At 50.2% G+C, this 23,797-nt stretch carries 20 protein-coding genes; 10 read left to right on the forward strand and 10 right to left on the reverse strand.

Going from position 1 to position 23,797, the window contains the following annotated elements:
- Positions 1–88: 88 nt before the first annotated feature.
- A complete protein-coding gene (locus CGRAC_RS03315; RefSeq protein WP_050346363.1) occupies positions 89–1,045 on the reverse strand; it encodes a cation diffusion facilitator family transporter in 957 nt (318 codons plus the stop codon).
- Positions 1,046–1,131: 86 nt separating this feature from the next.
- Positions 1,132–1,971: an ABC transporter six-transmembrane domain-containing protein gene (locus tag CGRAC_RS03320; RefSeq protein ID WP_005872377.1), complete on the reverse strand. Its 840-nt coding sequence runs from the start codon at positions 1,969–1,971 to the stop codon at positions 1,132–1,134.
- 165 nt (positions 1,972–2,136) lie between these two features.
- On the opposite strand from CGRAC_RS03320, the gene CGRAC_RS03325 reads away from it, so the two are divergent.
- The 5 genes from CGRAC_RS03325 to CGRAC_RS03340 all read left to right on the forward strand — a co-directional run bounded on the left by CGRAC_RS03325 (position 2,137) and on the right by CGRAC_RS03340 (position 6,217).
- Positions 2,137–2,511, forward strand: a complete 375-nt coding sequence (locus CGRAC_RS03325; RefSeq protein WP_005872375.1) for a cupin domain-containing protein — start codon at positions 2,137–2,139, stop codon at positions 2,509–2,511.
- Positions 2,512–2,721: 210 nt separating this feature from the next.
- Entirely contained in the window at positions 2,722–3,357 is a 636-nt protein-coding gene (locus CGRAC_RS03330; RefSeq protein WP_040304253.1) for an NAD(P)-dependent oxidoreductase, read from the forward strand.
- 362 nt (positions 3,358–3,719) lie between these two features.
- Positions 3,720–3,854: a hypothetical protein gene (locus CGRAC_RS12700; protein WP_005872371.1), complete on the forward strand. Its 135-nt coding sequence runs from the start codon at positions 3,720–3,722 to the stop codon at positions 3,852–3,854.
- A 462-nt stretch (positions 3,855–4,316) separates the two neighbouring features.
- A complete protein-coding gene (locus tag CGRAC_RS03335) occupies positions 4,317–4,727 on the forward strand; it encodes an Rrf2 family transcriptional regulator (protein WP_005872369.1) in 411 nt (136 codons plus the stop codon).
- 158 nt (positions 4,728–4,885) lie between these two features.
- Entirely contained in the window at positions 4,886–6,217 is a 1,332-nt protein-coding gene (locus tag CGRAC_RS03340) for an ankyrin repeat domain-containing protein (RefSeq protein ID WP_005872367.1), read from the forward strand.
- Positions 6,218–6,226: 9 nt separating this feature from the next.
- Here CGRAC_RS03340 and CGRAC_RS03345 read toward each other — a convergent pair whose 3' ends face one another.
- The 7 genes from CGRAC_RS03345 to ileS all read right to left on the reverse strand — a co-directional run bounded on the left by CGRAC_RS03345 (position 6,227) and on the right by ileS (position 15,020).
- On the reverse strand, positions 6,227–6,892 hold the full coding sequence (locus CGRAC_RS03345) for a HesA/MoeB/ThiF family protein (protein ID WP_005872365.1): 666 nt from the start codon (positions 6,890–6,892) through the stop codon (positions 6,227–6,229).
- On the reverse strand, positions 6,889–8,064 hold the full coding sequence (locus tag CGRAC_RS03350; RefSeq protein ID WP_005872363.1) for a carbon-nitrogen hydrolase family protein: 1,176 nt from the start codon (positions 8,062–8,064) through the stop codon (positions 6,889–6,891). Before CGRAC_RS03350 ends, CGRAC_RS03345 begins: the two co-directional genes overlap by 4 nt.
- Positions 8,065–8,073: 9 nt before the next feature.
- The gene (xseB, locus tag CGRAC_RS03355) at positions 8,074–8,259 is read right to left on the reverse strand and encodes an exodeoxyribonuclease VII small subunit (protein WP_005872361.1); all 186 of its coding nucleotides are present in this window, start codon (positions 8,257–8,259) and stop codon (positions 8,074–8,076) included.
- Positions 8,249–9,352, reverse strand: a complete 1,104-nt coding sequence (gene metX, locus CGRAC_RS03360; RefSeq protein WP_407637299.1) for a homoserine O-acetyltransferase MetX — start codon at positions 9,350–9,352, stop codon at positions 8,249–8,251. The genes xseB and metX overlap by 11 nt, the downstream gene beginning before the upstream one ends.
- Positions 9,352–10,803: an IMP dehydrogenase gene (gene guaB / locus CGRAC_RS03365; RefSeq protein ID WP_005872359.1), complete on the reverse strand. Its 1,452-nt coding sequence runs from the start codon at positions 10,801–10,803 to the stop codon at positions 9,352–9,354. The genes metX and guaB overlap by 1 nt, the downstream gene beginning before the upstream one ends.
- Positions 10,804–10,805: 2 nt before the next feature.
- Entirely contained in the window at positions 10,806–12,164 is a 1,359-nt protein-coding gene (gatA, locus tag CGRAC_RS03370) for an Asp-tRNA(Asn)/Glu-tRNA(Gln) amidotransferase subunit GatA (protein ID WP_005872358.1), read from the reverse strand.
- Between the two features lie 96 nt (positions 12,165–12,260).
- Positions 12,261–15,020, reverse strand: a complete 2,760-nt coding sequence (ileS, locus tag CGRAC_RS03375) for an isoleucine--tRNA ligase (protein WP_005872356.1) — start codon at positions 15,018–15,020, stop codon at positions 12,261–12,263.
- A 118-nt stretch (positions 15,021–15,138) separates the two neighbouring features.
- On the opposite strand from ileS, the gene CGRAC_RS03380 reads away from it, so the two are divergent.
- The 5 genes from CGRAC_RS03380 (at position 15,139) to CGRAC_RS03400 (ending at position 20,685) form a co-directional block, all read left to right on the forward strand.
- On the forward strand, positions 15,139–16,269 hold the full coding sequence (locus tag CGRAC_RS03380) for a CinA family protein (RefSeq protein ID WP_050346308.1): 1,131 nt from the start codon (positions 15,139–15,141) through the stop codon (positions 16,267–16,269).
- An 11-nt stretch (positions 16,270–16,280) separates the two neighbouring features.
- Complete coding sequence (locus tag CGRAC_RS03385; RefSeq protein ID WP_005872353.1) at positions 16,281–17,111, forward strand: hypothetical protein; 831 nt, start codon at positions 16,281–16,283, stop codon at positions 17,109–17,111.
- Between the two features lie 557 nt (positions 17,112–17,668).
- Positions 17,669–18,199, forward strand: a complete 531-nt coding sequence (locus tag CGRAC_RS03390; RefSeq protein ID WP_005872351.1) for an NAD(P)H-dependent oxidoreductase — start codon at positions 17,669–17,671, stop codon at positions 18,197–18,199.
- 279 nt (positions 18,200–18,478) lie between these two features.
- Positions 18,479–19,408: an aspartate carbamoyltransferase catalytic subunit gene (locus CGRAC_RS03395; RefSeq protein ID WP_005872349.1), complete on the forward strand. Its 930-nt coding sequence runs from the start codon at positions 18,479–18,481 to the stop codon at positions 19,406–19,408.
- On the forward strand, positions 19,405–20,685 hold the full coding sequence (locus CGRAC_RS03400; RefSeq protein ID WP_050346309.1) for a dihydroorotase: 1,281 nt from the start codon (positions 19,405–19,407) through the stop codon (positions 20,683–20,685). The genes CGRAC_RS03395 and CGRAC_RS03400 overlap by 4 nt, the downstream gene beginning before the upstream one ends.
- Positions 20,686–21,310: 625 nt before the next feature.
- On the opposite strand, the gene CGRAC_RS03405 is transcribed toward CGRAC_RS03400, so the two are convergent.
- Positions 21,311–23,764: a molybdopterin-dependent oxidoreductase gene (locus tag CGRAC_RS03405; RefSeq protein WP_005872344.1), complete on the reverse strand. Its 2,454-nt coding sequence runs from the start codon at positions 23,762–23,764 to the stop codon at positions 21,311–21,313.
- Positions 23,765–23,797: the final 33 nt, after the last annotated feature.

The raw sequence follows: 23,797 nt of genomic DNA on the forward strand, positions 1-23,797 counted from the left end.
TTAAAATTTAAAACTCAAGCCAAATTTTAAATTTCAAACCGAGCGGAATTCTAAATTCTAAATTGAGCGGAATTTTAAATCCAAAAATTTAATGACTATGCCCCAAATGCACGCCTGCGGCATTTGATCTTACTTCGCAGATGAGCTCGCCGCCACACTCGTTTTCGCTGCTTTCAAGTTGTAGCGTCGTGTGCGTGATGCCCAGATGCTCCATTTCGTGCGATATTTCGGCCATGATCTGCTCCGCCTCGCGTACGCTCAGCTCGCCGCTAACCACGATGTGAGCCGTGAGCGCGTTTGCGCCGCTTGTTATGCTCCAGACGTGCAGGTCGTGCACCGAAAGCACGCCGTCTACGCCCCTGATCTGCGCGACGAGCCCGTCCAGGCACACGCCCTTTGGCGAGCCTTCCATGAGGATGTTTAGGCTGTCTTTTAGCACGCCCCAGCCGCTTTTTACGATGAGCGCGGCCACGAGCACGCTAGCTGCCGCGTCCGCCCAGCCCCAACCAAAGCACATCATCAGCAGTGCCGCCGTGATCGCGCCCACCGAGCCTAAAGCGTCGCCCAGCACGTGCGCATAGGCGCCGCGCATATTGACGTTTTCTCTCACGTCGCCGCCGCGCAGCATATAATAGGCCACGACGATATTTACGACAAGTCCCAGCGTGCTGATGGCGAGCATGCCCGTGGTGGCTACTTCTGGCGGGTTTTGCAGGCGCCGCGTCGCTTCGATAACGATAAAAACGGCGATGACGATGAGCATGACGGCGTTTATCGTCGCGGCTAAAATTTCGATCCGCCTGTAGCCGAAGGTATTTTGCAGATTGCCCTTGCGTTCGCCGAATTTAAACGCAAATAGCGAAAGCCCGAGTGCTGCGGCGTCTGATAGCATGTGTCCGGCGTCGGAGAGTAGGGCGAGCGAGTTCGTCGCGAAGCTGCCCGCGACCTCGACTAGCATATAAGCGAATATTATAAGGAAAGAATTTCTCAAAACGACCTTGTTTGACGCGTGCGAATGCGCGCAGTGGGCGTGATTTTCGTGCATTTTGACCTCGCTTTTGGACAAATTTTAGTTAAATTATACCCAAAAAAGCGCCTAAATTTTATCTATTTCGCCCTCTAGCTCGATGTTTACGCGCTTGCCGATGTCTTTAACTTGCTAAACTCTTCCACTAGCCTCGGCGCGTCATCAAGACTGATCGCAAATGTCCATAGATAGGTAAGCACCGAGTAGATGTGACCCGCATTTGCATGATTGCTCGAGAGTAAAAATATCGCCAAGCTAAAAATCGCCGCCGCACTCGCGCCGATGATAAAAAAACTCATTGCCTCTCTGTTTGAAATGCGGATACGAAGCTTTGAAAGTACGTCGTAGTGGCGATTTAGCGTGTTTTCGTCGCCTACGCTTATGCGTCCTGCTTCGCGCTCCAGCTGGTTGTTTAGCTTTAGATACAAGCGGTCGTTTTTAGTGATGTATTTTGGTAGCAAAATGCCAAAAACCGCGAGCAGAGCAAAAACGGCCAAACCTACGTAGAACTCGATAAACAAAAGCATGATCGCCGAGCCGAAAATCGAGACGACCGAGGTGAAAAATACGGGAAAGTGCTGCTCGAAAAAATCCACGAATTCGCGAGATAAATTTGCCCTTGCGATTATGACGCTTTCGTCTTTTGCGGCTCTTTTTTCGTTCATTATCACGCTTACGGCAAGTCCTGCATATATCCTAGTAAATACCTGCGTATCCACACGCCGCCTAATCGAGCCGAGTCCCCAGCCGACAAACACTAAGCCCGAGTAGCTAAGCGCTAAAATCGTATCGCCCGCTACGATGGCGTTTATGGCTATGCCGGCTAGTACGGGATAGGCGAGAAATAGCCCGTTTTCCGCCAAAACTAGACTAAACGTTAAAAACAGTCTTTTAAAGTTTTTCTTTGCTATGAGCGTTAGCGTCTTAAATGCGCTATTTTGCATAAAAATCCTTCGGTTAAAATCGCGCGGATTTTAGCTGATTTTAAAATTCGCGTCAAATTTTTTGAAATTTTTGCTGTAACTCTTGACATTACAACAAAATTTGACTATACTTCGCTCATCGGTTGTAAGTTATAACATTACAACAAAAAATATAAGGAGACAAAGATGTCAAACTTCAAGATCGTTTCAACGAAAAGCGAACCGAGAGTCGAGCTAAAAGAAGCTCTAGGCTTGAGCGGCTGTGAGCTTTCTATCAACGAGCTTCCCGCAAACGCGAGCGTGCCGTTCGTGCATTCGCACAAGCAAAACGAGGAGCTTTACTTGGTGCTAAAAGGCGGCGGCGCGCTCTTTATCGACGGCGAGGAGAAGGCGGTCAAGGAGGGCGATGCGATCCGTATCGATCCGGCAGGCAAAAGATGTTTCAAAGCGGGCGCGCAAGGGATGAAATTTATCTGTATCCAGACTAAACGCGGAAGCCTGGAGCAGTACACTAACGGCGACGGCGTGATAAACGACGATGTAAAGCCAAGCTGGCTGTAAAATTTCGCAAGACAAGCGCGCGGCAAAGCGCGGGAGTAAATTTTAAACTGCGTAGCGCGGCAAGACGCCCCTGCGTAGCGGGTGCATCGGCCGCCACAGCGATAGACAGTCGCATGAGAGAGTGCATTAGCCGCGATGGCAACTAAATTGGCTTGCAGCGGCGATAAGCGGCTGCGCAAGCAAACAAAATCTAAATTTAAAGGATATAAAATGAAAAAAGTAGCAATCATCGGAGCAAACGGGAAATCAGGTAGCGCGCTAGTCGCGGAGGCGCTAAAGCAGGGCTACGACGTAACGGGTTTCGCGCGAAACAAAGAGTATAAAAACGGCGCCATCAAGCTCGTGCATAAGGACGTTTTTGAGCTTAGTAAAGCCGATTTGGCGGGCTTTGACGTCGTCATCAGCGCGATCGCTACATGGACGCCGCAGACCTTCCCGCTTCACGCGAAAATGACGCAGCACATCGCAGAGCTGCTAAGCGGCACGCAGACGAGGCTTTTCGTCATCGGCGGCGCGGGCGTGTTATACACAGACGCTTCACGCAAGACGCGCCTGATGGATACTCCGAGCTTCCCGGCTGAGTATATGGGCGTAGCGGGGGCGACTGCGGCGAGCTACGAGGTGCTAAAAGCGAGCAAAGATTTGATCTGGACCTATGTGATTCCCGCCGCGGAATACGACGCAAACGCCGCTCGCACGGGCTCATACGTCCTAGGAGGCGACGAGCTGATCCTAAACGGCAAGGGCAAAAGCTACATCGGCTACGCAGACCTCGCGCTCGCCGTAATAGACGAGATCAAGGCGCAAAAATTTATCGGCAAGCCGTTCACGGCGGTCGGCGAATAATGGGCGTTGCCACGCGTAAATTTTAAACCGTGCGGCACGGCAAAATTCTAACGTAAATTTTAAATCGTTTAGCACGGTAAAATTCGAACGCAAATTTAAAATTTAGCGAAAAAGTAAGCTAGAGCTTTAAATCAAAATTTAGCGCCAGGACAGAGCCTATGTTTGAATTAAAATTTAGAGCTAGCTACGGCTTGAAATTAAATTTAGCGGCGGAGCCGAACTCAAGCTAAAATTTAAAATTTAACGGAGACGGCAACGCCGCTGCGGTGCTAATGACGGCTGCGATTGTATTGCAGAACATCGGTAGCGATTGTATTTGAATAATAGCGGCGATTGTATTTGCGACAACGGCATCAGAAGTAATGAACAGCGGTAGCGGCTGCAACGGCGGTGTAGGCGACAGCGGCGTGTACGGCGGCATTAGTAGCAGCCGTATCGCAGCGGGCGGCAGCGAGAATATAATGAACGGGTTGGCGGCGCCCGCAACAACGGCGTAAAGATAATGAGCGATGGTAGCGTAACGACAAGCAGCAATAGCAATCTGCTGTAAATATAATGAATTGGTAGCGGCAGCAGCGACAGCGACAATTGGAGACAAAGATAATGTAGTAATAGCGACGATAGCGGCAGTTGCGGCGACGAGGTTGGGATAGTCGCGCTATCAGTATCGGCGGCGCGCGGTTCGCTATGTCGCGGATAAAATTTAGGCGTGATTAAAATTAATATCTAAATTTTAAAAAAATCGCCTAACAGATGAAATTTCGGAACGATTAAAATTTAATATCCGAATTTTATAAAGATCGTTTGGCTGATAAAATTTAGACACGATTAAATTTAAGATTAGAATTTTAAGAAAATCGTCTAGCGGATGAAATTTTAGCGCGATCTGAAATTTAGCGGTCGAATTTAAGGAAAATTTCGCTTAAATTCTAAAACTCAGATCCAAATCAAGGAGCGGAATGCAGGTAGGTATCAAATTTTCACTCGCGGTTCACATCATGCTTTGCGTCGCGTATTTTCGCGAGGAGAAGGTCACGGGCGATTTCGTCGCCGCAAGCTCGGGGATAAACCCCGCCATCGCGCGCAAGCTGATCTCGCAGCTGAAAAACGCGGCCCTAGTGCTCACGACCGCGGGCGTGGGCGGCATCACGCTGGCTCGCGACGCGCGGCTCATCACGCTTTTAGACATTTACGAGGCGGTGAGCGAGGAGGACGCGATGTTTCGCCTACACAAAGGCTCGCCTAGCGCCTGCCCCGTGGGCGGAAAGATCGAGGCGGTACTCGCGCCGCGCTTTGCTCGCATTCAGAATGATTTTAAAAAATCCCTATCAAGCGTGAGCTTGGCGGATCTTTTGAGCGATCTGGGATAGAGCTATTAAAATTCTAAATACGCATTTATCTTCTAAATTTGCTCGAATTTCAAGGCTTGCGGGCTAAATTTATATAAAATTTTACCCGCCCGCCATGTAAAATTTCGGTTTAATTTGATTTAAGATATAATCCTCCCAATTAATTCTAAGGGGAAATTTTGAAATATCTAAAAGCCATATTGCAATTCATCGCAGTTTTTGCTTGCCTTATTTTGTATCTATTCATAAGCGGAAGAGTAGGACTTCATAAATCTCAATCTCACTACACTATTACGATAGGCTCTGATGCTACTAAAGAAGCGGGTCTTGATAAGTATGTAAGCGAAGCGGAGATGCAAAGTTTTGCATTTAGACATTGGGATATAGATTATAATTCAAACCCGAAAAACGTATTTAAAGAACCTGCCACAGACGTAGAGCTAAAAAGGCTTTTAAAAAGCAAGCAAACGGATAAAATTTTAAAATTTATGAAAGATAACAATCTAACCGTCGATCATACTATGCACGGAGGGGTAACGCCCGTGATGTATTCTAGCTTTTGGGATGATACAAATACTACTCAAGAGCTTATAAAGCTAGGTGCGGATATACACAAAAAAGACGAATACAAACTATCCGCTATGGCTTATGCGATAGAAAATAATGCTACCAAAGCGGTAAGACTGCTTTTAGACAACGGGGTTAAATTTGAAGAGGCGGAAGTCGTTAGAAATAGACTGCTTCCGCCGAATTATAATCATATAAAATCCCTACAAATAAGTGATGACGGAAATTTTACGTTGATTTATGATACCGACTATCCTATGATTAGTATAGGAGAGCCGAATTATTTCTTTTCATATCTTACGAATACGAATATGTATGAGATAGCGAAGATGGCATTAGAAAGCGGCTATAAGCCATATATTTGGAAATTTCAAAACTCTACGGTAGGTTTAAGGTACGGAAACGATATTAAAAAGGTCGTGCCTGAAGGAATATTAAATGATAAAGCGGAACCGACGGACGGATTTGATATTACCGAATATGATTTTTCATTGTATGATACATTTCCGGGCACTCCAAATTACGAACCGATTTTAAAGCTGCTTATGCAGTATAACGTAGGCGGACAACCGAGTCCGGAATTTCTAAAACGAAAATATGATGATTGTCATAGAAACTATATATATAGTTTGGATAGTTATTATAAAATAAACTACGATGCAACTTATTATATACCTAAAAGTGAAATTTCTCTTATAATGACGGTATATCGCAAATATTGCAAAGATAAAAATTTTACATTTAAAGATGTTTATGAATATACGAAATTTACAAGCAAGTTAAATGAAATGAAAGCTGTATCTATCCATATGTATACCAGAGATAAAGACGGTCGCAAGCTTGATCAGCCGTATAAAGATAATTTAAAAAAGCTAGATAAATATATAGACGAGATCTCATCCGATGAGATAAAAAATGCAATAAAAGAATCTTATGAAAACTAACCCCTCAAGCTACAATTTTATCTTCCTAACTTCCAGTTCGCCGCCAAAAAAGTTCGCGTAGTAAAGCAGGTCTTTTTCGACCTCAAGCCCCGCTAGGTAGCGCAGAGCGAGGTTTGCCTCAAAGCTTGCCGCAAACATCACGATCGCAGCCGTTATGCCCGCAGGCGTCGCGTTTAGACTCGGGAAAAATTTAAAATCCGCATTCTGCACGAAGCATACTTGGCACTGCCAGCTATCCACCGACGCAAACACCCACGGCACGCCTATTTGCTTAGCAAAGGCATCGATCTGCGCGCGCGTAGCGAGATTATCGGTCGCATCCAAAATCAGATCAAATTTCTCGCCCGAGGCGGTCGCGCTGGTGAAAAATTCATCCGCACGGCTTTTGTGCACCTCCACGCTCACTCCGTCGTAGCGAGCCTCCGTACGGCTTTTAAAAACATCCGCTTTAAATTTGCCCTCGTCTGCGAGAGTGAATAAAATTTGCCTGTGGATGTTGTGAAGCGCCACCGTGTCGAAATCCACGACGCTGATCCGCCCGATGCCGCTTGCGCCCAGAGCGTAAGAAAGGCTGCTTCCAAGCCCGCCCGCGCCGATGATTAGGATGCGCTTGTCCGAAAGCGCGCGCTGCGTCTGCTCGCCCCAAAGCTGGATCTGTCTGTGAAAGTAGTTCATAAAAGCCCCCTGCTGACTAGATTTTTGCGGAATTTCCACAGCCCGCGCGCTGCAGCGATCTCGTCCGCGTCCACTTCGCACATCAGCACGCCCTCTTCGTTTTTCAGCTCGTTTGCGATCTCGCCGCCGGGGGTTGCGACGAAGCTCTCGCCGTAAAATTTAAACTCGCTTTCGCCGAATTTCGCCTCGCCGATGCGGTTGGCGCGGATGACGTAGAGCGAGTTCGTAAACGCGCGCATCTTCAAAAGTTCGCGCCAGCGCCCGCCGCTTTCAAAGGTCGAAGCGCACGGCACGAGCACGCAACCGACGTTTTTCTGCATAAAATAGCGCCAAAATATGTCAAAATGCGCCTCGTAGCCGAAGCAGACGCCGAATTTTACGCCACCCTCGCTAAAGATCATCGGGGAAATTTTACCGATTTTGCGGCTTTTGCGGTTGGCGAAAAAGCCCTCCTCGTTCCAGTGCGGATAGTCCATCAGGATATTTTGATCGTAAAATTTCACCTCCGAGGGCGAAAATTTCGCGCAGGATTTCACCCAGATGGGCTCGTTTTCGCTCGCGCAAAAGATCTCCTCTTCGCTCGCGTCTTTTTGGCTTTCGGCTTTTAAATTTGAAGCGTTCGAGTTACTTGGGATCGAAGCGCTTAAATTTAAACCGTCTGCAGAATTTGCGGCTTTGAAATTTAAAGCGTGCGCGCCGCAGGAGCTTAAGCCGCCTTTGCAATTCTGCTCGTTTTTGGAATTTAAAGCGCCTTTAGAATTTGAACCATCGTTGGAATTTAAATCGCTCTTGGAATTTAGCTCGCCCTTGCGACCTTGCTCGCTTTTAAGGCTTGCGGAATTTTCGCCGCCGCAGCGCGCGCTTTTTTGAGCTGCGCCGCCGAAAATGCCCGCCTGCCTTAAAATCGCGCCGCTTGCGGCTCTGATTATCGGCGCTACGATATGCAGGTCGTATTTGGCGGCCAGCCGCGCCATCAGCTCCTGCTTGTGCTCGCTCTGTTCGCACGCGATGGAGCGGGGCATCTTTTTAAGCTCGCTAAAGAAGGAATTTAGCTCATATTCGCCCAGCAGCACGATCCGCGCGCCGTTATCTTTGGCGACCTTCATATAGTAATCAATCCGATTTTCGCTCATCGAAAGCGTCGGTAGTTGCAAAACGCATACGTTTATCATCGCCGCCTCCTAAGCCTGCTCGGGCGCGTTTATTTCGGCAACCTCGAGTTTGGCGTTTTCTAAAATTTCCTTTGCCTCCTTTAGCAGCGCGACGCCCTGTTTATACAGCTTCACGCTCTCCTCTAGGCTCAGATCTTTATCGTTTAAGCTTTTTAAAAGCGCGTTAATCTTTTCCATTTTTTCCTCAAAACTCATCCAAAATCCTTTTTATGATGTAATCAAATTTTTCTATCTCGACCAAAAACGCGTCGTGTCCGTAGTCGCTGTCGATCTGCGCGTAGCTCGTGCGATCCTTTTTGCCCAGATCGCTCATCGCATCGTAAATTTCTTTCATTAGCCCCGGCGGAAAGAGCACGTCGCCTTTGAAAGAGATGAGGTGCAGGCGCGATTTGATCTGCGCGCAAGCGTTTTTGAGATTGCCGTAGTGGCGCGTGCAATCAAATATATTCATCATCTTAGCGATGTAGAGATAGCACAGCGGATCGAACCTGCGCGCGAAATTTTCGCCGTTGTATTCAAGGTAGCGATCGACCTGAAAGCGCCCGTTAATCTCGTAAAGACCGTCGGTTTCGACGTAGTTGCGCCCAAATTTTTCCTGCATCGAGCTTGGGCTTAAAAAACTTATATGCCCCGCCATGCGCCCCACCGCCATGCCGTCAAGTCCGTGCTCGGCGATCAGATTTTTATCGTAGTTGCCGCCTTTGAAATTTGGATCGCGCAAGATGGCCTCGGTCGCGATCTTATTAAACGCGATCGCCCAAGGCTGCGTAGCGTATGTGCTTGCGAGTACGAAAATTTCATCCGCAAATTCCGGATATTCGATCGCGTAGCACAGCGCCTGCATGCCGCCCAGGCTACCGCCGATAACGGCGCGAGCGCGAGCGATGCCTAGGCGCTTTAAAAGCATCATCTGCGCGCGCACGACGTCCGAGACGACCACTACGGGAAAGCGCAAGCGGTACTCGCGGCCGCTGCTTTCATCGACATCGAGCGGGCATGTCGAGCCGAACGGTGAAGCTAAAATGTTTATACAGATGACGAAAAATTTTGTCGTATCGACCGCTTTATGATCGCCGATGAGCCCGTCCCACCAGCCGGGCTTAACGTCGCCCTCGTAGAGCCCTGCGGCGTGCGCGGAGCCCGTTAGGGCGTGGCAGATTACGATGACGTTGGATTTATCCGGATTTAGTTCGCCGTATGTTTCATAGACGAGCTTGAAGTTGGAAAAGACGCGGCCGCTCTCCAGATAGAGCGGCTCGTCGAAATTTTGAATTTTGCTCTGAAGGATCACTGATTTACTCGGTAATTCGGCGCTTCCTGCGTGATGATGACGTCGTGGACGTGGCTTTCTTTAAGACCTGCGCTCGTGATCTCGACGAATTCCGCCTTTTGCTGAAAGGTCGCGATATCCTTGCTGCCGCAGTATCCCATCGAGCTTCGTAAGCCGCCTAATAGCTGAAAGATCACGTCTTTTAACATACCCGCGTACGGCACGCGTCCCTCGACGCCCTCGGGCACGAGCTTTTCTTTTGCGGTGCCGTCTTGAAAGTAGCGATCCGAGCTTCCCTTATGCATCGCCGCTAAAGAACCCATGCCGCGGTAGGTTTTGTACTGGCGACCCTGAAACGTAATGAGTTCGCCCGGGGTCTCGTAGCAGCCTGCAAGCAGGCTTCCCATCATCACCGAGCTTGCGCCCGCGGCTAGAGCTTTGGCGATGTCACCCGAGTATTTGATGCCGCCGTCTGCGATGATCGGAATTCCAAATTTAGCCGCCTCGATCGCACAATCGTTGATCGCGGTAAACTGCGGCACGCCCACGCCCGCTACGATGCGCGTAGTGCAGATCGAGCCCGGGCCGATGCCTACTTTAATCGCGTCCGCTCCCGCGTTTGCGATGTCTTTTATGCTGGCGGGGTTTGCGACGTTTCCGACCACTACGTCGACGTCAAAATTTCGCTTCAGCTCCTTAAGCGTGTCGATAATGCCTTTGGAGTGTCCGTGCGCAGAGTCCATCACAAGCGCATCGACGCCCGCCTTTACGAGAGCTTCGGCTCTTTGCAGATGACCTACGCCAATCGCCGCGGCGACGCGAAGGCGGCCGAATTTGTCTTTATTGGCGCTTGGATATTCGATACGCTTTTTAAGGTCTTTAATCGTAATAAGTCCCTCTAAGTGGCCGTTTGCGTCGATTATCGGAAGCTTTTCTACCTTATTGTTTCTAAAAATTTTCTCCGCATCATCAAGCGTGCAGCCTTTTGGAGCGGTAATTAGCGGAGCCTTGGTCATCTTTTCGCCTACGAGCGCGGCGGTATCGGTTTCAAAGCGCAGATCGCGATTGGTCAAAATTCCAATCAGCACGCCGTTGTTGTCGATAACAGGAATGCCGCTGATGTGGTACTCGCCCATCAGATCGAGAGCGTCTTTGATCGTGGCGTCCGCCTTGATCGAGATAGGGTCTATAATGACGCCGCTTTCACTCTTTTTTACGCGGCGAACCATCTTGGCTTGGGAATCCTCGTCCATATTTTTATGGATCACGCCGATGCCGCCGAGGCGCGCCATCATTATCGCCGTGCGGTACTCGGTGACCGTATCCATCGCAGCACTCACAAGAGGGGTATTTAGCGTGATATTTTTCGTAAAACTCGTGCTGATATCGACCTCTTTGGGTAAAATTTCAGAGTATTGCGGTACCAACAAAACATCCTCGAAGGTCAGAGCCTTTTTGACGATCTTCATACTTATCCTTTCACGATTTTTTCTAAACTCAAGCCGCCGTCCAGCACCGTTTGTTCGTCGTAGGCGCGCCCGATGAGCTGCGCGCTGATATTAAGAGCCTCTTTGTTTTTCGCTACCGGCACGGAGATTGCGGGAAGCCCCGCTAAATTTACACCGATCGTGTAGATATCACTAAGATACGCGCGAAGCGGATCGCTAAGCTCGCCGAATTTATACGCCACGCCCGGCGCGATCGGCATAAAGATCAAATCGGCGTCTTTTAAAATTTCCTCATATTCGCTTTTGATGAAGGCTCTTGCCTTCTGTGCCTTGATGTAATATGCGTCGTAGTAGCCGCTGCTTAGTACGAAGGTGCCTAGAAGCATCCTTCTTTTGACCTCGTCGCCGAAACCCTCGCCGCGGGTGTTGGCGTAGAGCTCTTTTAAATTTAGAGCCTTCGCGCGGTTTCCGTAGCGTACGCCGTCGTAGCGGCTTAAATTTGCGCTAGCCTCGGCGGTGGCGATGATGTAGTAGGTCGCGATGTCGTATTTGGAGCTGCAAAGATCGCGGTAAACGATCTCATGCCCGAAGGATTTTAGCTTTTCTATGCTTAAGCTTAAAGCCTCTTTGACCTGCTGCGAGGCCTCGTCGATATAATTTTTTATAACGGCGATCTTAAGCTTGCGATCCGCGTTTAGCTTATCCGCGGTGCTTTCGTAAGCGCCTGCGTAGCTAGTGCTGTCCATCTCGTCGCGGCCTGCGATGATGTCGTATAAAATCGCCGCGTCCTCGACGCTACGCGTGATCGGTCCTATCTGATCGAGGCTGCTCGAATACGCCGCGAGCCCGTAGCGGCTGACCCTGCCGTAGCTCGGCTTAAAGCCTACGCAGCCGCAAAATGCCGCCGGCTGGCGGATCGAGCCGCCCGTATCGCTTCCGAGTGCGGCTACGGCGATATTTGCCGCTACGGCAGCCGCGCTTCCGCCGCTACTGCCGCCGGGTACGCGCGAGTGATCGGTCGGATTGAGAGTTTTGCCGTAGAATGAGCTTTCGGTCGTGCTTCCCATCGCAAACTCATCCATATTCGTTCGCCCAAACGGGGCCAAACCGCGCTCGCGTAGCTTTTTAATTACCGTCGCGTCGTATGGCGCAACGTATCCTTGCAAAATTTTACTCGCTGAAGTGACGTTCCAATTTTTTACCTGAATGTTATCTTTGATCGCGATCGGCACGCCCTCACCGCTGACGTTTAAAGCCTCGCCCGTAAGCTGCTCGACGTAGGCGCCGAGCTCTTTGGTTTTTAAAATTTTATCCTTTAGCTCCGCTCTAAGCGCCGAAATTTCATCCGCGCTCAGCTTTAGAGCCTCTTTTAAACTTATCATCTGCCATCCTTAAATTTATTCACGAAATAGATCCCTACGCCCGTCGCTACGCAGATCAGCGCGATCGTAAAAAATACGAAGCCAAGACTTATGGGGCTAGCGAGCATGCATGACCTTCGCGCAGCGCGGGCAGAGCTCATCGGGCTCTTTTGCGTTAAATTTCCAGCATCTAGGGCATTTATGTTTAGAGGATTTTACGAGGCGGAAAATTTCGTCGTTTATCTTAAACTCCGCCAGAGCCTCCTCGCTTTGCAGAGTATCCACGTCGCTTACCATGAACCAATCCGCCACGCCTAGGATGTCGTTTGATAAAATTTCGTTCGAGCTCGTCTGCAAAACCAGCTCAAGCGTCGATTTGATGATCTTGTCCTTTTTAAGCGCATCGATAAGCTCGAAAAATTTCTCCCTCGATTTGATTAAAATTTCGTCGAATTCTAGAAAATCGTCAAATTCTATCGGCTTGTAGATCAGATCAAAAGCGTCCTGCTTGCCCTCTTTGATGATATGCGGCGCAAACTGCATTACTTCGTCGATCGTGTAAGTTAGCGTAGGCGCGATCAGAGGCAGCAGCGCTCGCGTAATCAGCGCGATCGCGCTTTGCGCGCTTCTACGGCGCGGCTCGTCCGACTCGTCGCAGTAGAGCCTGTCTTTGCAGATATCAAGATAAATTCCGCTCAAATCGGCGCTTAAGAAATTTAATAAGGCGTTGAAGCCCTTTGAAAAATCGTAGTTTCTAAACGCGGCTTCCGCGCTCGAAAAGGCGTTTGCCGCGCGCGTTAGGATCCAGCGGTCAAGCCGCGTAAAATTGCTCGTCTCGATCTCATTTAAATCGCTCGTGCTTGCGAGCAGAAATCTTATAGTATTTCGGATCTTGCGGTACTGCTCGCTTACCTGCTTTAGGATATTGTCGCTGATCTTTAGATCGGTCGAATAATCGCTCATCGCGACCCACAGGCGTAAAATTTCAACGCCGTGGCTCTTTGCGACCTCTTGCGGATAGACGACGTTTCCGACGGACTTGCTCATCTTCTGACCCTTCTCATCGACGGTAAATCCGTGCGTGAGTATGCTTTTGTACGGTGCGCATTCGTTGATCGCGCAGCTTAGAAGCAGAGAGCTTTGAAACCAGCCGCGGTGTTGGTCGCTGCCCTCAAGATACATATCCGCGGGGAATTTGCCCGCATCGTAGGCGCCGCTTTGTAGCACCGCTTTCCACGTCGAGCCGCTATCGAACCAAACGTCTAAGATGTCCATCACCTTTTCTAAATTTTCGGGCCTATAGCCGCTGTCTTGCGGCAAAAGCTCCGAAATTTCCATCTGCCACCAAGCATCCGCGCCCTTAGCCTTAAAAATTTCGTAGATATTATTTAAAATTTTCTCATCAAAGATCGGCTCTTTGGTGCTTTTATCGCGGAAAAACGCGATCGGCACGCCCCAATCCCTTTGGCGCGAGATGCACCAATCTGGGCGGTTTTCTATCATCGAGGTAAGGCGGTTGATGCCGCTTTGCGGGTAAAATTTAACCTTGCCGATCTGCTCTAGCGCCACCTGACGCAGCGTCTTGCCGCTAGGCATTGGCTCATCCATCGCGATAAACCACTGCTTCGTCGCGCGGTAGATCACCGGCTTGTGCGTGCGCCAGCAGTGCGGATAGGAGTGGACAAATTTGCCGGATTTGATAAGCGCGGGGCCTAGAAGCTCTAAAATTTTCTCGTTTGCTTTGAAAATATGCATCCCCACGAGCTCATCTACGACGTCTGCGCGGAAGAGTTTTTTGGTTTTAAGAGTTTGATCGAAACAGCCGCCCTCATCCACGGGCATAATCACCTCGATGCCGTATTTAAGCCCTACGAAATAATCGTCCTCGCCGTGTCCGGGAGCCGTATGCACGAGCCCGGTGCCGCCGTCCATTAAAACGTGCTCGCCGAGGATAAGCTTTGAAGCTCTATCGTTTAGCGGATTGATCGCGTTTAGGCCTTCAAGCTCGGTAGCCTTAAATTCTTTTACGATCTTGCCCTCGGTGATGCCTAGGCTTACGAGGCTTTCGACCAAAGGTTTTGCAAGGATTAAATTTTCGCTCGTCAGCGCATAAATTTCATTCGGGTTCAAAGATATCGCGCCGTTTGCGGGCAGCGTCCAAGGCGTGGTCGTCCAGATGACCGCTTTAGCGCCTTTCGCGCCGATTTTAGCGTTCGCTTCATCGCTTAGATCGAACGCCACGAAGATCGAGTAGTCCTCTTTGTCTTTGTACTCGACCTCGGCTTCTGCGAGCGCGCTTTTTGCCGCCCAGCTCCAAAACACGGGCTTACTTCGCTCGATCAGAATTCCTTTTTTAGCGATCTGGCAGAGCGCTTTGTAAATTTCAGCCTCAAACTCAAATTTTAGCGTCAGATACGGATCGTCCCAGTCGCCCAAAATCCCCATATCTTTAAATTCATTGCGCTGCACGTCGATGAACTCTTTGGCGTGCTGTCTGCAAAGCTCGCGGATCTGCACTTTTGAAAGCGATTTTTTCCGCTCGCCTAGCTTGATCTCTACTTGCTGCTCGATCGGCAGACCGTGGCAGTCCCAGCCGGGCACGTAGCGGATATCCTCGCCGAAGAAATAATGGGTTTTGGTGATGATGTCTTTTAAAATTTTATTCAGCGCGTGGCCGATGTGGAGGTGTCCGTTAGCATACGGCGGGCCGTCGTGGATATTGAAGCTGACGCTTGCGCCCTTGCGCCTAGCTTTCATCTTTTCGTAAATTTTACGCTCGTCGTACCACGCCCTAAATCGTGCAGGTTCGTTTTGCGGTAGCGCGCCTCGCATCGCAAAGTCCGTCGTAGGAAGAAAGAGAGTATCTTTGTAGTCCATATTTGTACCTTTTCGTGTCTTAAAAAATTTGTGAAGTTTATCCAAAACGCCATTAAAAAGCTCTGAAAGAGCAATCTGCGTTTATGCTATAATGTGCGAAAATTTAATGAGGGGCTTTATGAAAAATATCATCCTTGTAATCGGCGAGGAGATCCGCTACGACGCGGCTTTGATGAGCTATATTTCTCGCAGCTACGAACGAGTTTTTGGGCGGATGGACGATCTGAAATTCTTAAGCGAAAACGATAAAGTTTTGCCCTTCGCGCTTGAAAAGATGATCGATTCGTACGATTTTATCACGATCTTTGCGGCAAACTCCGCCTACGCGGTCGTCGGAAAAATTTTATCGACGCTCTCTTTCGATTCGCTCGAGTTGAAAAACGGAGAAACCTTAGCGCCCTCGATGGCGCGCGCGGTGGCGAAAAACAGCTTCCTGCTAAACGTCAGAGGCTGCTCGGTAAACGTGATCAAGGCACTTTGCTTGCAAAGCTTGCCGCCGATCCTTCAAGACGCGCCGAACGCGGGCGAGAGCTTTTATCTATTCGATTGCGAATACGAAAGCGTAAAGCAGCGCCTAGAGAGCCTTGCGATCAGTTATAAAATTTCGCTTACGATCAGCAGGCCCAGCTCCTTTTTGCTACTCGTGCGCGCCAGTGCGATGAAATTCGGAGCGCTGGACGCGTTTTTGCAAAGCGTCGGCAAGTATTATGAGAGCTGCTATATCGAAGGCGGCGATTTTATGGGCTTTGTGGTAGATAGACTGCGCGAAATAGGCGCCAAGATCACCTTTGCCGAAAGCTGTACCGCAGGGCTAATCGCCGCAAAATTCGGTGCGGTCGCGGGCGTGAGCGACGTTTTTGACGGCTCGCTCGTAAGCTACGCCAACGAGATAAAAAATCTCTGGCTAAACGTAGGCGAAGATACGCTCGCTCGCTACGGCGCGGTAAGCGCGCAGACCGTGGGCGAGATGCTGGAGGGCGCGCTGCAAAGCAGCGGGGCGAGCTTCGCTCTTGCAGTAAGCGGTATCGCAGGCCCCGGCGGCGGAAGCGCGCAAAAGCCCGTAGGGACGGTCTTTATCGGCGCAAAGGAGCAGGGCGGCAAACAGATCGTCGGGGAATTTCATCTAAAGGGTGATCGAAACTACATCCGCGAGCAAAGCGCCGATATCGCTATCTGCTTGCTTTTGAAGCTTAGAAGCGATCTGTTTTTCGGGCGGCTTCCAAGCGCGATTGCAAGGGATGAAATTTAAAGGAGCGGATTTTGAAAAGACGAATTTTGAAAGGATGCGGACGCGATTTAGCGCATAATTTTATCCGAGCAAGCGGCGAGCAGGGCTTTGGACGGCTGCGAAATTCCGTTTCAGCCGGCGGCGGGCAAAATTTTACTTCGGCGTACGTTGGGCAGAATTTTATCAAGATCGGCAGCGAGCAAAATTTTATTTCGGCGGATCGCGCTAGAAATTTTAATTTTATAAACGATTTTAGCTTTATAAGCGCGGCGCGAAATTTTACTTTGGCGCTAGCCGCGACGTGCGTTTTGAGCGGCTGCGACGGCGGGTCGGACGCGCAAGATCGCGAGCAAAGCGCACGCTCGGAGCAGAATTTTAGCGCGGGCAATCAAGGGCGAAATTTTAATAAAAGCACGGATAGCTCTGAGCAAAATTCCGCGCAAAATTATACGCAAGGCTCCGCGCAAAATTCCGCGCCGCAGGGCTTTGAGAGTAAGAAAAAATCCGATCTGAACTCCACGATAGACGAGCTTGCAAACGATGCTAAAGTTTTGGGCGAGGCCTTGCAAAATTTGCAGAAAAAGGCGCCCGAAGTCTTGAACGATTTCGCCACTCGCAACGCAGACAGGACCAAGGATCTGCTAAAGCAGGGCGAGGCGGCGGCACGCGAGGCGGGCAAAAACCTTGATCAGATGGGGCAGAGCCTGCAAGGAATTATAAAAGATGCGAACGAGAGCCTAGGCAAGGTCTTGGAGGGCTTTGGCGTGCAGCCTAGACAGGAGCCGCGCGGCGGGCGCTCGCAGGAGCGCGATGATAATTCAGATCCTGAAGAGGCGGCTGGTAGGCAAAGCTTTAGAATTTAAATTACGCTAAATTCTACTCAAAATTTTTTTGCAACTACCACCCACAGGAAAGGGGCAAGCCTCCAAAAGAGCGCGACGAGCCTGCACGAAAGCGTGATGGGCACTCATAAGAGCGCGATGATCGTTCGGATCAGAGAGACTACGCTGGCAGGCAAAGCTTTAGAATTTAAACGCGGCTAGATTTCATCTAAATTTTATTTGTTGTGGCGAATGCTCGCAGAGAAACGATGCTAAATTTTATTAAAATTTCCCCTGCGCGGCGGTTTCGTTAAAATTTTACTCGCGCGAGCCTCCGCAATGGAATATGAATATTTGCAAAGAAACAGTAAACCTCTGTAAAACGCGACGAGTGCCCCAAGGGCGAGCATTTCTAAATAAAGCGCGAGTAGTGGATGAAAGTTTAGAATTTAAAACTTGCACTCTTTGAGGCTGCTGTAAAGATAAGCAGGTGGCGGCCGGTAAAGCTTTAGAATTTAAGGCTGCTTGCGATAAAACAAGAAAAATTTTACGAAGTAGGGCTATAATGCGCCCCGCAATTTCAAATTTAAAGGATAGAAATGAAAACTCTCATTATTTTGGCTCACCCAAATATCGCAAACTCGCTCGTAAACCGCCACTGGAGGGATGCCGTGCTAGCGCATCCCGATAAGTTCGAGCTTCACGATCTTTACGCGCTTTATGCGGATTTTAAAATCGATGTGGAAAAGGAGCAAAAACTGCTCGAAAGCCACGATAAAATCGTGCTTCAGTTTCCGTTTCGTTTTTCAAACTGCACGCCGCTTCTTAAGCAGTGGTTTGAGGACGTTTTTACGCGCGGCTGGGCTTACGGCGGAGAGGATGGCGGCAAACTTAAGGGCAAAAAATTTGCGCTTGCGATCTCGCTTGGCGCGACCGAGGCAAACTACTCTAAAAACGGCATCGTAGGCTTTAGCGTAGATGAGGTGCTAGCGCCATTTAAGGCTACATTTAATTTCGTCGGCGCGATTGCGCTACCAAATTTCGTATCATACGGCTTTACTTACGATAAAAGCGAGCAAGCCGTAGAAAATAGTGCAAAAAATTATATAAAGTATTTAAATAAGCTTTAGATTCTTTATTTTTCTAGCCGCCTGCCGCGCGTAAAGCTTTAAAATTTTACGTAAGCGGCGTGGCGGATTTTTTAAAATTTTCGCTCAAGAAGCTTAAGTTTAATCTAAAAATTTTTAAATTTTACCCCAAAATTCCGCTCGCGCTTCGTATGCGAACTCAAATGAAATTCCAAGCAAAATTCCGCGTCTAAATTTGAGCCCCGCTCTTAAATTTTAAAATTTTATCAGAGATTTTTTTATACAATTACGGCTGAAATTCGGCCCAAAAAAGGAGAGGGAATGTATAAGCTAAAGCATCTTCTTAGCGCGCAGGATCTGAGCCGCGAGGACATCTACGACTTTATAGATCTGGCGCGCGAGTTTAAAGCGCTCAACCGCTCTGACGTCAAAAAATCCGACTCGCTTCGCGGCAAGACGGTCATCAACGCGTTTTTCGAAAACTCCACCCGCACCCGCACGAGCTTTGAGATCGCAGCCAAGCGTCTGGGCGCGGACAGCGTAAATTTCACCGCCGCGGACAGCAGCACGAAAAAGGGCGAGACGCTGATTGACACCATTAGAAATATGCAGGCGATGCGCACCGATATCTTCGTGTTGCGCCACAGCTGCTCGGGCGCGGCGAAATTCGTCGCGGCCAACTGCGACGCATCGATCGTAAATGCGGGCGACGGGCTGAACGAGCATCCGAGCCAGGCGCTGCTGGATCTTTTTACGATCAGCGAGCGCAAGGGCAGGATCGAGAATTTAAACGTCGCGATCATCGGCGATATATTTCGCTCGCGCGTAGCTAGAAGCGACATCTGGGCGATGAAAAAGCTTGGCATAAACGTGCGGCTCTTCGGCCCTCCGATGATGCTGCGCGACTGCGACGCGTTCGGTTGTCCGATATGCAAAAGCGTGGAGGAGGCGATCGAGGGCGCCGACGTCATCATCATGCTTAGAATCCAGCTTGAGCGGCAAGACGGCGAGCCGAGCTTCCCGAGCGTGCGCGAATACTCGAAATTTTTCGGACTTACCGCAAGGCGCATGCAGGCGGCGAAGGAGGGCGTCATGATAATGCATCCGGGCCCGATCAATCGCGGCGTGGAGATCAACTCCGACGTAGCCGACGATCCGCGCTATAGCTGCGTTTTAGATCAGGTAGAAAACGGCGAGGCGATGCGAATGGCGATACTTCATACGATAAATTTAAACAGGAGCGCACGATGAAAATTTTAATAAAAAACGGCACGATCGTTAATTGGGGCGGCAGCGAGGAGGCGAACGTCCTGATCGAGGGCGATAAAATTTCAAAGATCACGCGCGAGTGTCCCGCCGCAGATCGCGTCATAGACGCTGCAGGCAAGCTTGTGATGCCGGGGCTTATCGATATGCACGTGCATTTTAGAGACCCGGGGCTCGAATACAAAGACGACGTCATTAGCGGCAGCGAAACCGCGGTCGCAGGCGGCGTGACGACCTGCCTCCCGATGGCGAATACCAGGCCCGTAAACGATAACTCAAGCATCACGCGCGCGATGATCGCCAAGGCCAAGGCGCGCGGGCTTATCGATCTACTGCCCATAGGCGCGATCTCACAGGACTGCAAGGGCGCAAAGATCGTCGAGATGGGCGATATGCTTGAGGCGGGCTGCGTGGCTTTCAGCGACGACGGGCTGCCAGTGACCGACAGCTCCGTGATGCGACAGGCGCTCGAATACTCCGCACACTTCGGCTCGTTCGTGATAAATCACAGCGAGGATTGCTCGCTATGCCACGGCGGCGTGATGAACGAGGGCAAGATAAGCGCGATCCTCGGTCTAAAGGGGATGGCGAGCGAAAAAGAGGAGATCATGATCGCGCGCGATCTACTGCTTGCCAAAAAGACGGGCGGGCACATCCACATCGCGCACGTGAGCTCGGCGTGGTCGCTAAAGCTCATAAAGCAGGCTAAGCGCGAGGGCATCCGCGTCACCTGCGAGGCTACGCCGCATCATTTTACCTTCGACGAGCGCGAGCTGATGGGATACGATACGAATTTTAAAATGTCGCCGCCGCTTCGCACACAAAGCGACGTGCAGGCGATCAGAGAGGCGCTTAAAAGCGGTTTGATCGACGCCATCGTGACCGATCACGCTCCGCACAACACCGACGATAAATTCGTCGAATTCGACCACGCGCCGTTTGGAATTTTGGGGCTTCAAACCCTCGTGCCGCTTACGTTGCGACTCGTAAACGAGGGCGTCATCAGCCTTGAAGACATGGTGCGGCTGTGCTCGTTTAACCCGGCTAAAATTCTAAATTTGAAAGACAAGGGCGAGATTAAAGAGGGTTTTTTGGCCGACGTCGCGATCATCGATCCGCAGATTTCTTACGTTTACGATGAGGCGCTAAATAAGTCCAAATCGCGCAATTCGCCGCTTTTCGGCAAGCAGCTTACGGGCGCTGCGGTATGCACGATCAAAAGCGGCCGCGTGGTCTATGAGTTTCCAAACGTCGTAGCGTAGGGCGCTTGCGGCGTAAGACTTGCGATCGGCGGCTTGCAGATGAGCGGTATTCGTAGCGCAAATGGCGCTATTTCTTAATTTTAAATTTAGCTAGTTTGGGCATAACGGCTTGCTTTTAAAATTTTGCGGTGCGATCGGTTCATTTTAAATTTGGCGGCAGCGCAGGCGTAGCGACTTGTCTTTGAAATTTCATAGCGCGTTTTGCTCGGTATCGGCGCGATCTTTGATCCAGTAGCGCGATCGCCTTGCTTAAATTTAATGGTAGTCCGGATATAGCAAACTACGTTTAAAATTTTGCGGCGCGATTTTTTTGGTCTAATTATGCGGAGCTCTGCGACTAATTCGCTTTAAATTTTGCGGTAGCTCGGCGCGGCATCACTTTTAAAATTTCATAGTGCGAGCGCGATTGAATTTTTTAAAGCGGTTTGTCATTTTGGAGTGCAAAAATCCGCGTCCATAGCCGCACATAGCAGGGTTTTTATACAGCTTTAAAGACTAAAATCTAAAATCGAAATTTCAAAAAAGGCCGCACGAAGCATGGATAAATTTCGTCCGCGCGACCTTAAGAGCCCTAAATTTATAGCCTTCAAAACCAAAATTCCGGCTCACTCAAAGAAAGTAATGTCTAAACCTCTATCGTCGCAGGTCTATCAAACGCCGTTACGCTCGGCAGTTGGCCTTTAAATTTCTCGATCTGCACCATGCTCGTGTGCGCGGTGTTGCTTTGCGAGAGCTGCGAGCTCGGCACGTCCCTCGTTAGCACGTTTATGTTGCCGTGCTTGCATAGGCTGCGCTCGCCCCAGACGGCGGGATCGTACCACGCGCCCTCGCTCACGATCACGACGTTATCTTGCGCGGTATCGCTTACTAGCGCGCCGCAGAGGATCTCGCCTCGGTCGTTATAGATCCTTACCACGTCGCCCGTTTTGATGCCGCGTGCCTTTGCCGTGGCGAGGCTAATGAGCGCGGGTTCGCGGCCCGCGATCTCGGCGTAGTTGCGGATGAGCGAGCTATTTAGCTGCGAGTGGAGCCTAAATTTAGAGTGCGCACCGCTGATAGCGATAGGATACTTGCTCACGTCGCCGCCCAGCCACTCAAAGGGCTCCATCCACGTCGCGTGCGGCGGACAGTCGGCATAGCCTAGCTTTTCGACCGCTTCGGAGTAGAGCTCGATCTTGCCCGACGGCGTTTTTAGAGCGTTTTTCTCGGGATCGGCGCGGAAGTCCGCGTAGTTTGTGAAGTACCGCTTTTTCTCGTCTACTTGATCAAATTTAACGTAACCTTTTTGCCAAAACTCCTCAAATTTAGGCATCGCTATGCCCATGCCTTCGGCTTTTTGGACTGCATCGGCGTAGATTTCCTTCACCCACTCAAGCTCCGTTTTACTCTCGCTAAAGGCCTGCTCGTACTCCTCGCCCCACTGTGCGCAGATGAGCCGCGCGATCTCAAAGTCGCTCTTGCTCTCGCCTGCGGGCTTTACTAGCGGCTTAATCGCAAAAAGGTACTCGCTAGTGGAATTTGCAAACTCGATATCCGTGCGCTCGCACTCAAGAGCCGACGGCAGTACGATGTCGCTGAGCCTCGCCGTACTCGTCCAAAAGGGCTCCGTGGTGATGATCGCTTCTATTTTACGCATCGCCGCGACCGCGCGGTTGGTATCGGGGTGGCGGGTGAAGGTCGAGCCATTGGCGTTAAACATCACGCGGATGTGCGGCATGACGTATTTTTTGCCGTTGCGCTCGATTTGCTTGCCCGGCTCCATGATCGCGTCTATGAGCCTGCTGTTTGGTATCTCGTGATATTTGGCCTTGGCTAGCTTGCCTTGCGGGGCGATGTATTTTTCGTTTACCGCGGGATTAAAGGCCTGAAGCTTTGGCGCGATGAAGCTAATATCGGCGTTTTTATGCATCTGATCGTTCATCACGTAGCCACGCCCGGTCTTGCCGATGTCGCCTAGCATCGCAGCTAGCGCGATGAGCGCCCAGTACGCCATCTCGCCGTGGTGCTGACGCTGTATCGCGTAGCCCGTGACTATGAGCGTATCTTTTTTAGCTAGCGTGTCGGCTAGGCTTTTTAGCTCTTTTTCGCTCACGCCGCAAATTTTACTCGCCCACGCAAGATCTTTTTTCACGCCGTCTTTCGCGCCCGTGAAATACTCTTTAAATTTATTAAATCCGACCGTGTAGCGCTCAATAAATTCTTTGTCGTAAAGCCCGTTTTCGTAAAGATATTCGCAAAGCCCGATCAGCATCGCCGTATCGGTGCAAGGGCGCACGGCGAGATAGTGCGCGCCGAAATACTCCGCCGTTTCGTTGCGGTAAACGTCCACGCTGTAAATTTTCATCTCGCCTTTTTTAAATTTCTCTTTCATGATCTCGTAGTAGGCGTAGGAGTTATGCATCGGCACGGAGGTAGCGATCTTGTTTGAGACGACTGGGTTCGTGCCCCAAAACACGATCGTTTTAGCCTCCTTTACCACGCCCTCCCAGCGCGTAGGATTATGCGTCGGATCGATAGAACCGGTCACGTGAGGCAAAAACGCCGTCGCCGCGCCGTATGAGTAGCCGCCAAGCTCGCTCACGTAGCCTCCTAGCGCGTTTAGCATGCGTTTTGCGGTGCGCTGCGAGTGGCCGACCTTGCCTAGGCTACCCCACTGATAAAGCTGCCCGTAAATGGCCTGCGAGCCGTATTTATCGAAGTTTTCTTTTAAAATTTTTGCGCTTAGCTTTATCGCCTCGTCCCAGCTAACGCGCACGAAGGGCTCTTTACCGCGAAGCTGCGGCTTTGGATTTGAGGGATCGGCTAGGAAGATTTTGCGCACGTATGGGTATTTCACGCGCGTTTCGTTTTGGATATGATCGCTTAGAGCGTTGTTTAGCACCGTAGGCATCGCGTCGCCCTCGAATGGCTCGGTACCCACGACCCTACCGCCGATGGTTTGGACGTAAAACGCGCCGAATTTATTCGCGCAAAGCCCCATCTGCTCGTCAAATATCGCCTGTGCTAGCGCGTTAAATTGCTTTGCCTGCGCCGATGCTGCCGCCAGCGCGCCTAGTTTTAAAAAATCTCGTCTTTTCATGGTTGTCTCCGTTAAATTTAAATTTGTTGGTTG

Origin of the sequence: Campylobacter gracilis, from assembly GCF_001190745.1 — a bacterium.
GTDB lineage: Bacteria > Campylobacterota > Campylobacteria > Campylobacterales > Campylobacteraceae > Campylobacter_B > Campylobacter_B gracilis.

Excerpts from the sequence above, each read along its gene's own strand:
- guaB (WP_005872359.1), bottom strand. The coding sequence starts at position 10,803 with ATGAAGATCGTCAAAAAGGCTCTGACCTTCGAGGATGTTTTGTTGGTA.
- CGRAC_RS03395 (WP_005872349.1), top strand. The coding sequence starts at position 18,479 with ATGTATAAGCTAAAGCATCTTCTTAGCGCGCAGGATCTGAGCCGCGAG.
- CGRAC_RS03390 (WP_005872351.1), top strand. The coding sequence starts at position 17,669 with ATGAAAACTCTCATTATTTTGGCTCACCCAAATATCGCAAACTCGCTC.
- CGRAC_RS12700 (WP_005872371.1), top strand. The coding sequence starts at position 3,720 with ATGAACAGCGGTAGCGGCTGCAACGGCGGTGTAGGCGACAGCGGCGTG.
- ileS (WP_005872356.1), bottom strand. The coding sequence starts at position 15,020 with ATGGACTACAAAGATACTCTCTTTCTTCCTACGACGGACTTTGCGATG.
- gatA (WP_005872358.1), bottom strand. The coding sequence starts at position 12,164 with ATGATAAGTTTAAAAGAGGCTCTAAAGCTGAGCGCGGATGAAATTTCG.
- CGRAC_RS03345 (WP_005872365.1), bottom strand. The coding sequence starts at position 6,892 with ATGAACTACTTTCACAGACAGATCCAGCTTTGGGGCGAGCAGACGCAG.
- CGRAC_RS03380 (WP_050346308.1), top strand. The coding sequence starts at position 15,139 with ATGAAAAATATCATCCTTGTAATCGGCGAGGAGATCCGCTACGACGCG.
- xseB (WP_005872361.1), bottom strand. The coding sequence starts at position 8,259 with ATGAGTTTTGAGGAAAAAATGGAAAAGATTAACGCGCTTTTAAAAAGC.
- CGRAC_RS03405 (WP_005872344.1), bottom strand. The coding sequence starts at position 23,764 with ATGAAAAGACGAGATTTTTTAAAACTAGGCGCGCTGGCGGCAGCATCG.
- CGRAC_RS03315 (WP_050346363.1), bottom strand. The coding sequence starts at position 1,045 with ATGCACGAAAATCACGCCCACTGCGCGCATTCGCACGCGTCAAACAAG.
- CGRAC_RS03330 (WP_040304253.1), top strand. The coding sequence starts at position 2,722 with ATGAAAAAAGTAGCAATCATCGGAGCAAACGGGAAATCAGGTAGCGCG.
- CGRAC_RS03335 (WP_005872369.1), top strand. The coding sequence starts at position 4,317 with ATGCAGGTAGGTATCAAATTTTCACTCGCGGTTCACATCATGCTTTGC.
- CGRAC_RS03325 (WP_005872375.1), top strand. The coding sequence starts at position 2,137 with ATGTCAAACTTCAAGATCGTTTCAACGAAAAGCGAACCGAGAGTCGAG.
- CGRAC_RS03350 (WP_005872363.1), bottom strand. The coding sequence starts at position 8,064 with ATGATAAACGTATGCGTTTTGCAACTACCGACGCTTTCGATGAGCGAA.
- CGRAC_RS03400 (WP_050346309.1), top strand. The coding sequence starts at position 19,405 with ATGAAAATTTTAATAAAAAACGGCACGATCGTTAATTGGGGCGGCAGC.
- CGRAC_RS03320 (WP_005872377.1), bottom strand. The coding sequence starts at position 1,971 with ATGCAAAATAGCGCATTTAAGACGCTAACGCTCATAGCAAAGAAAAAC.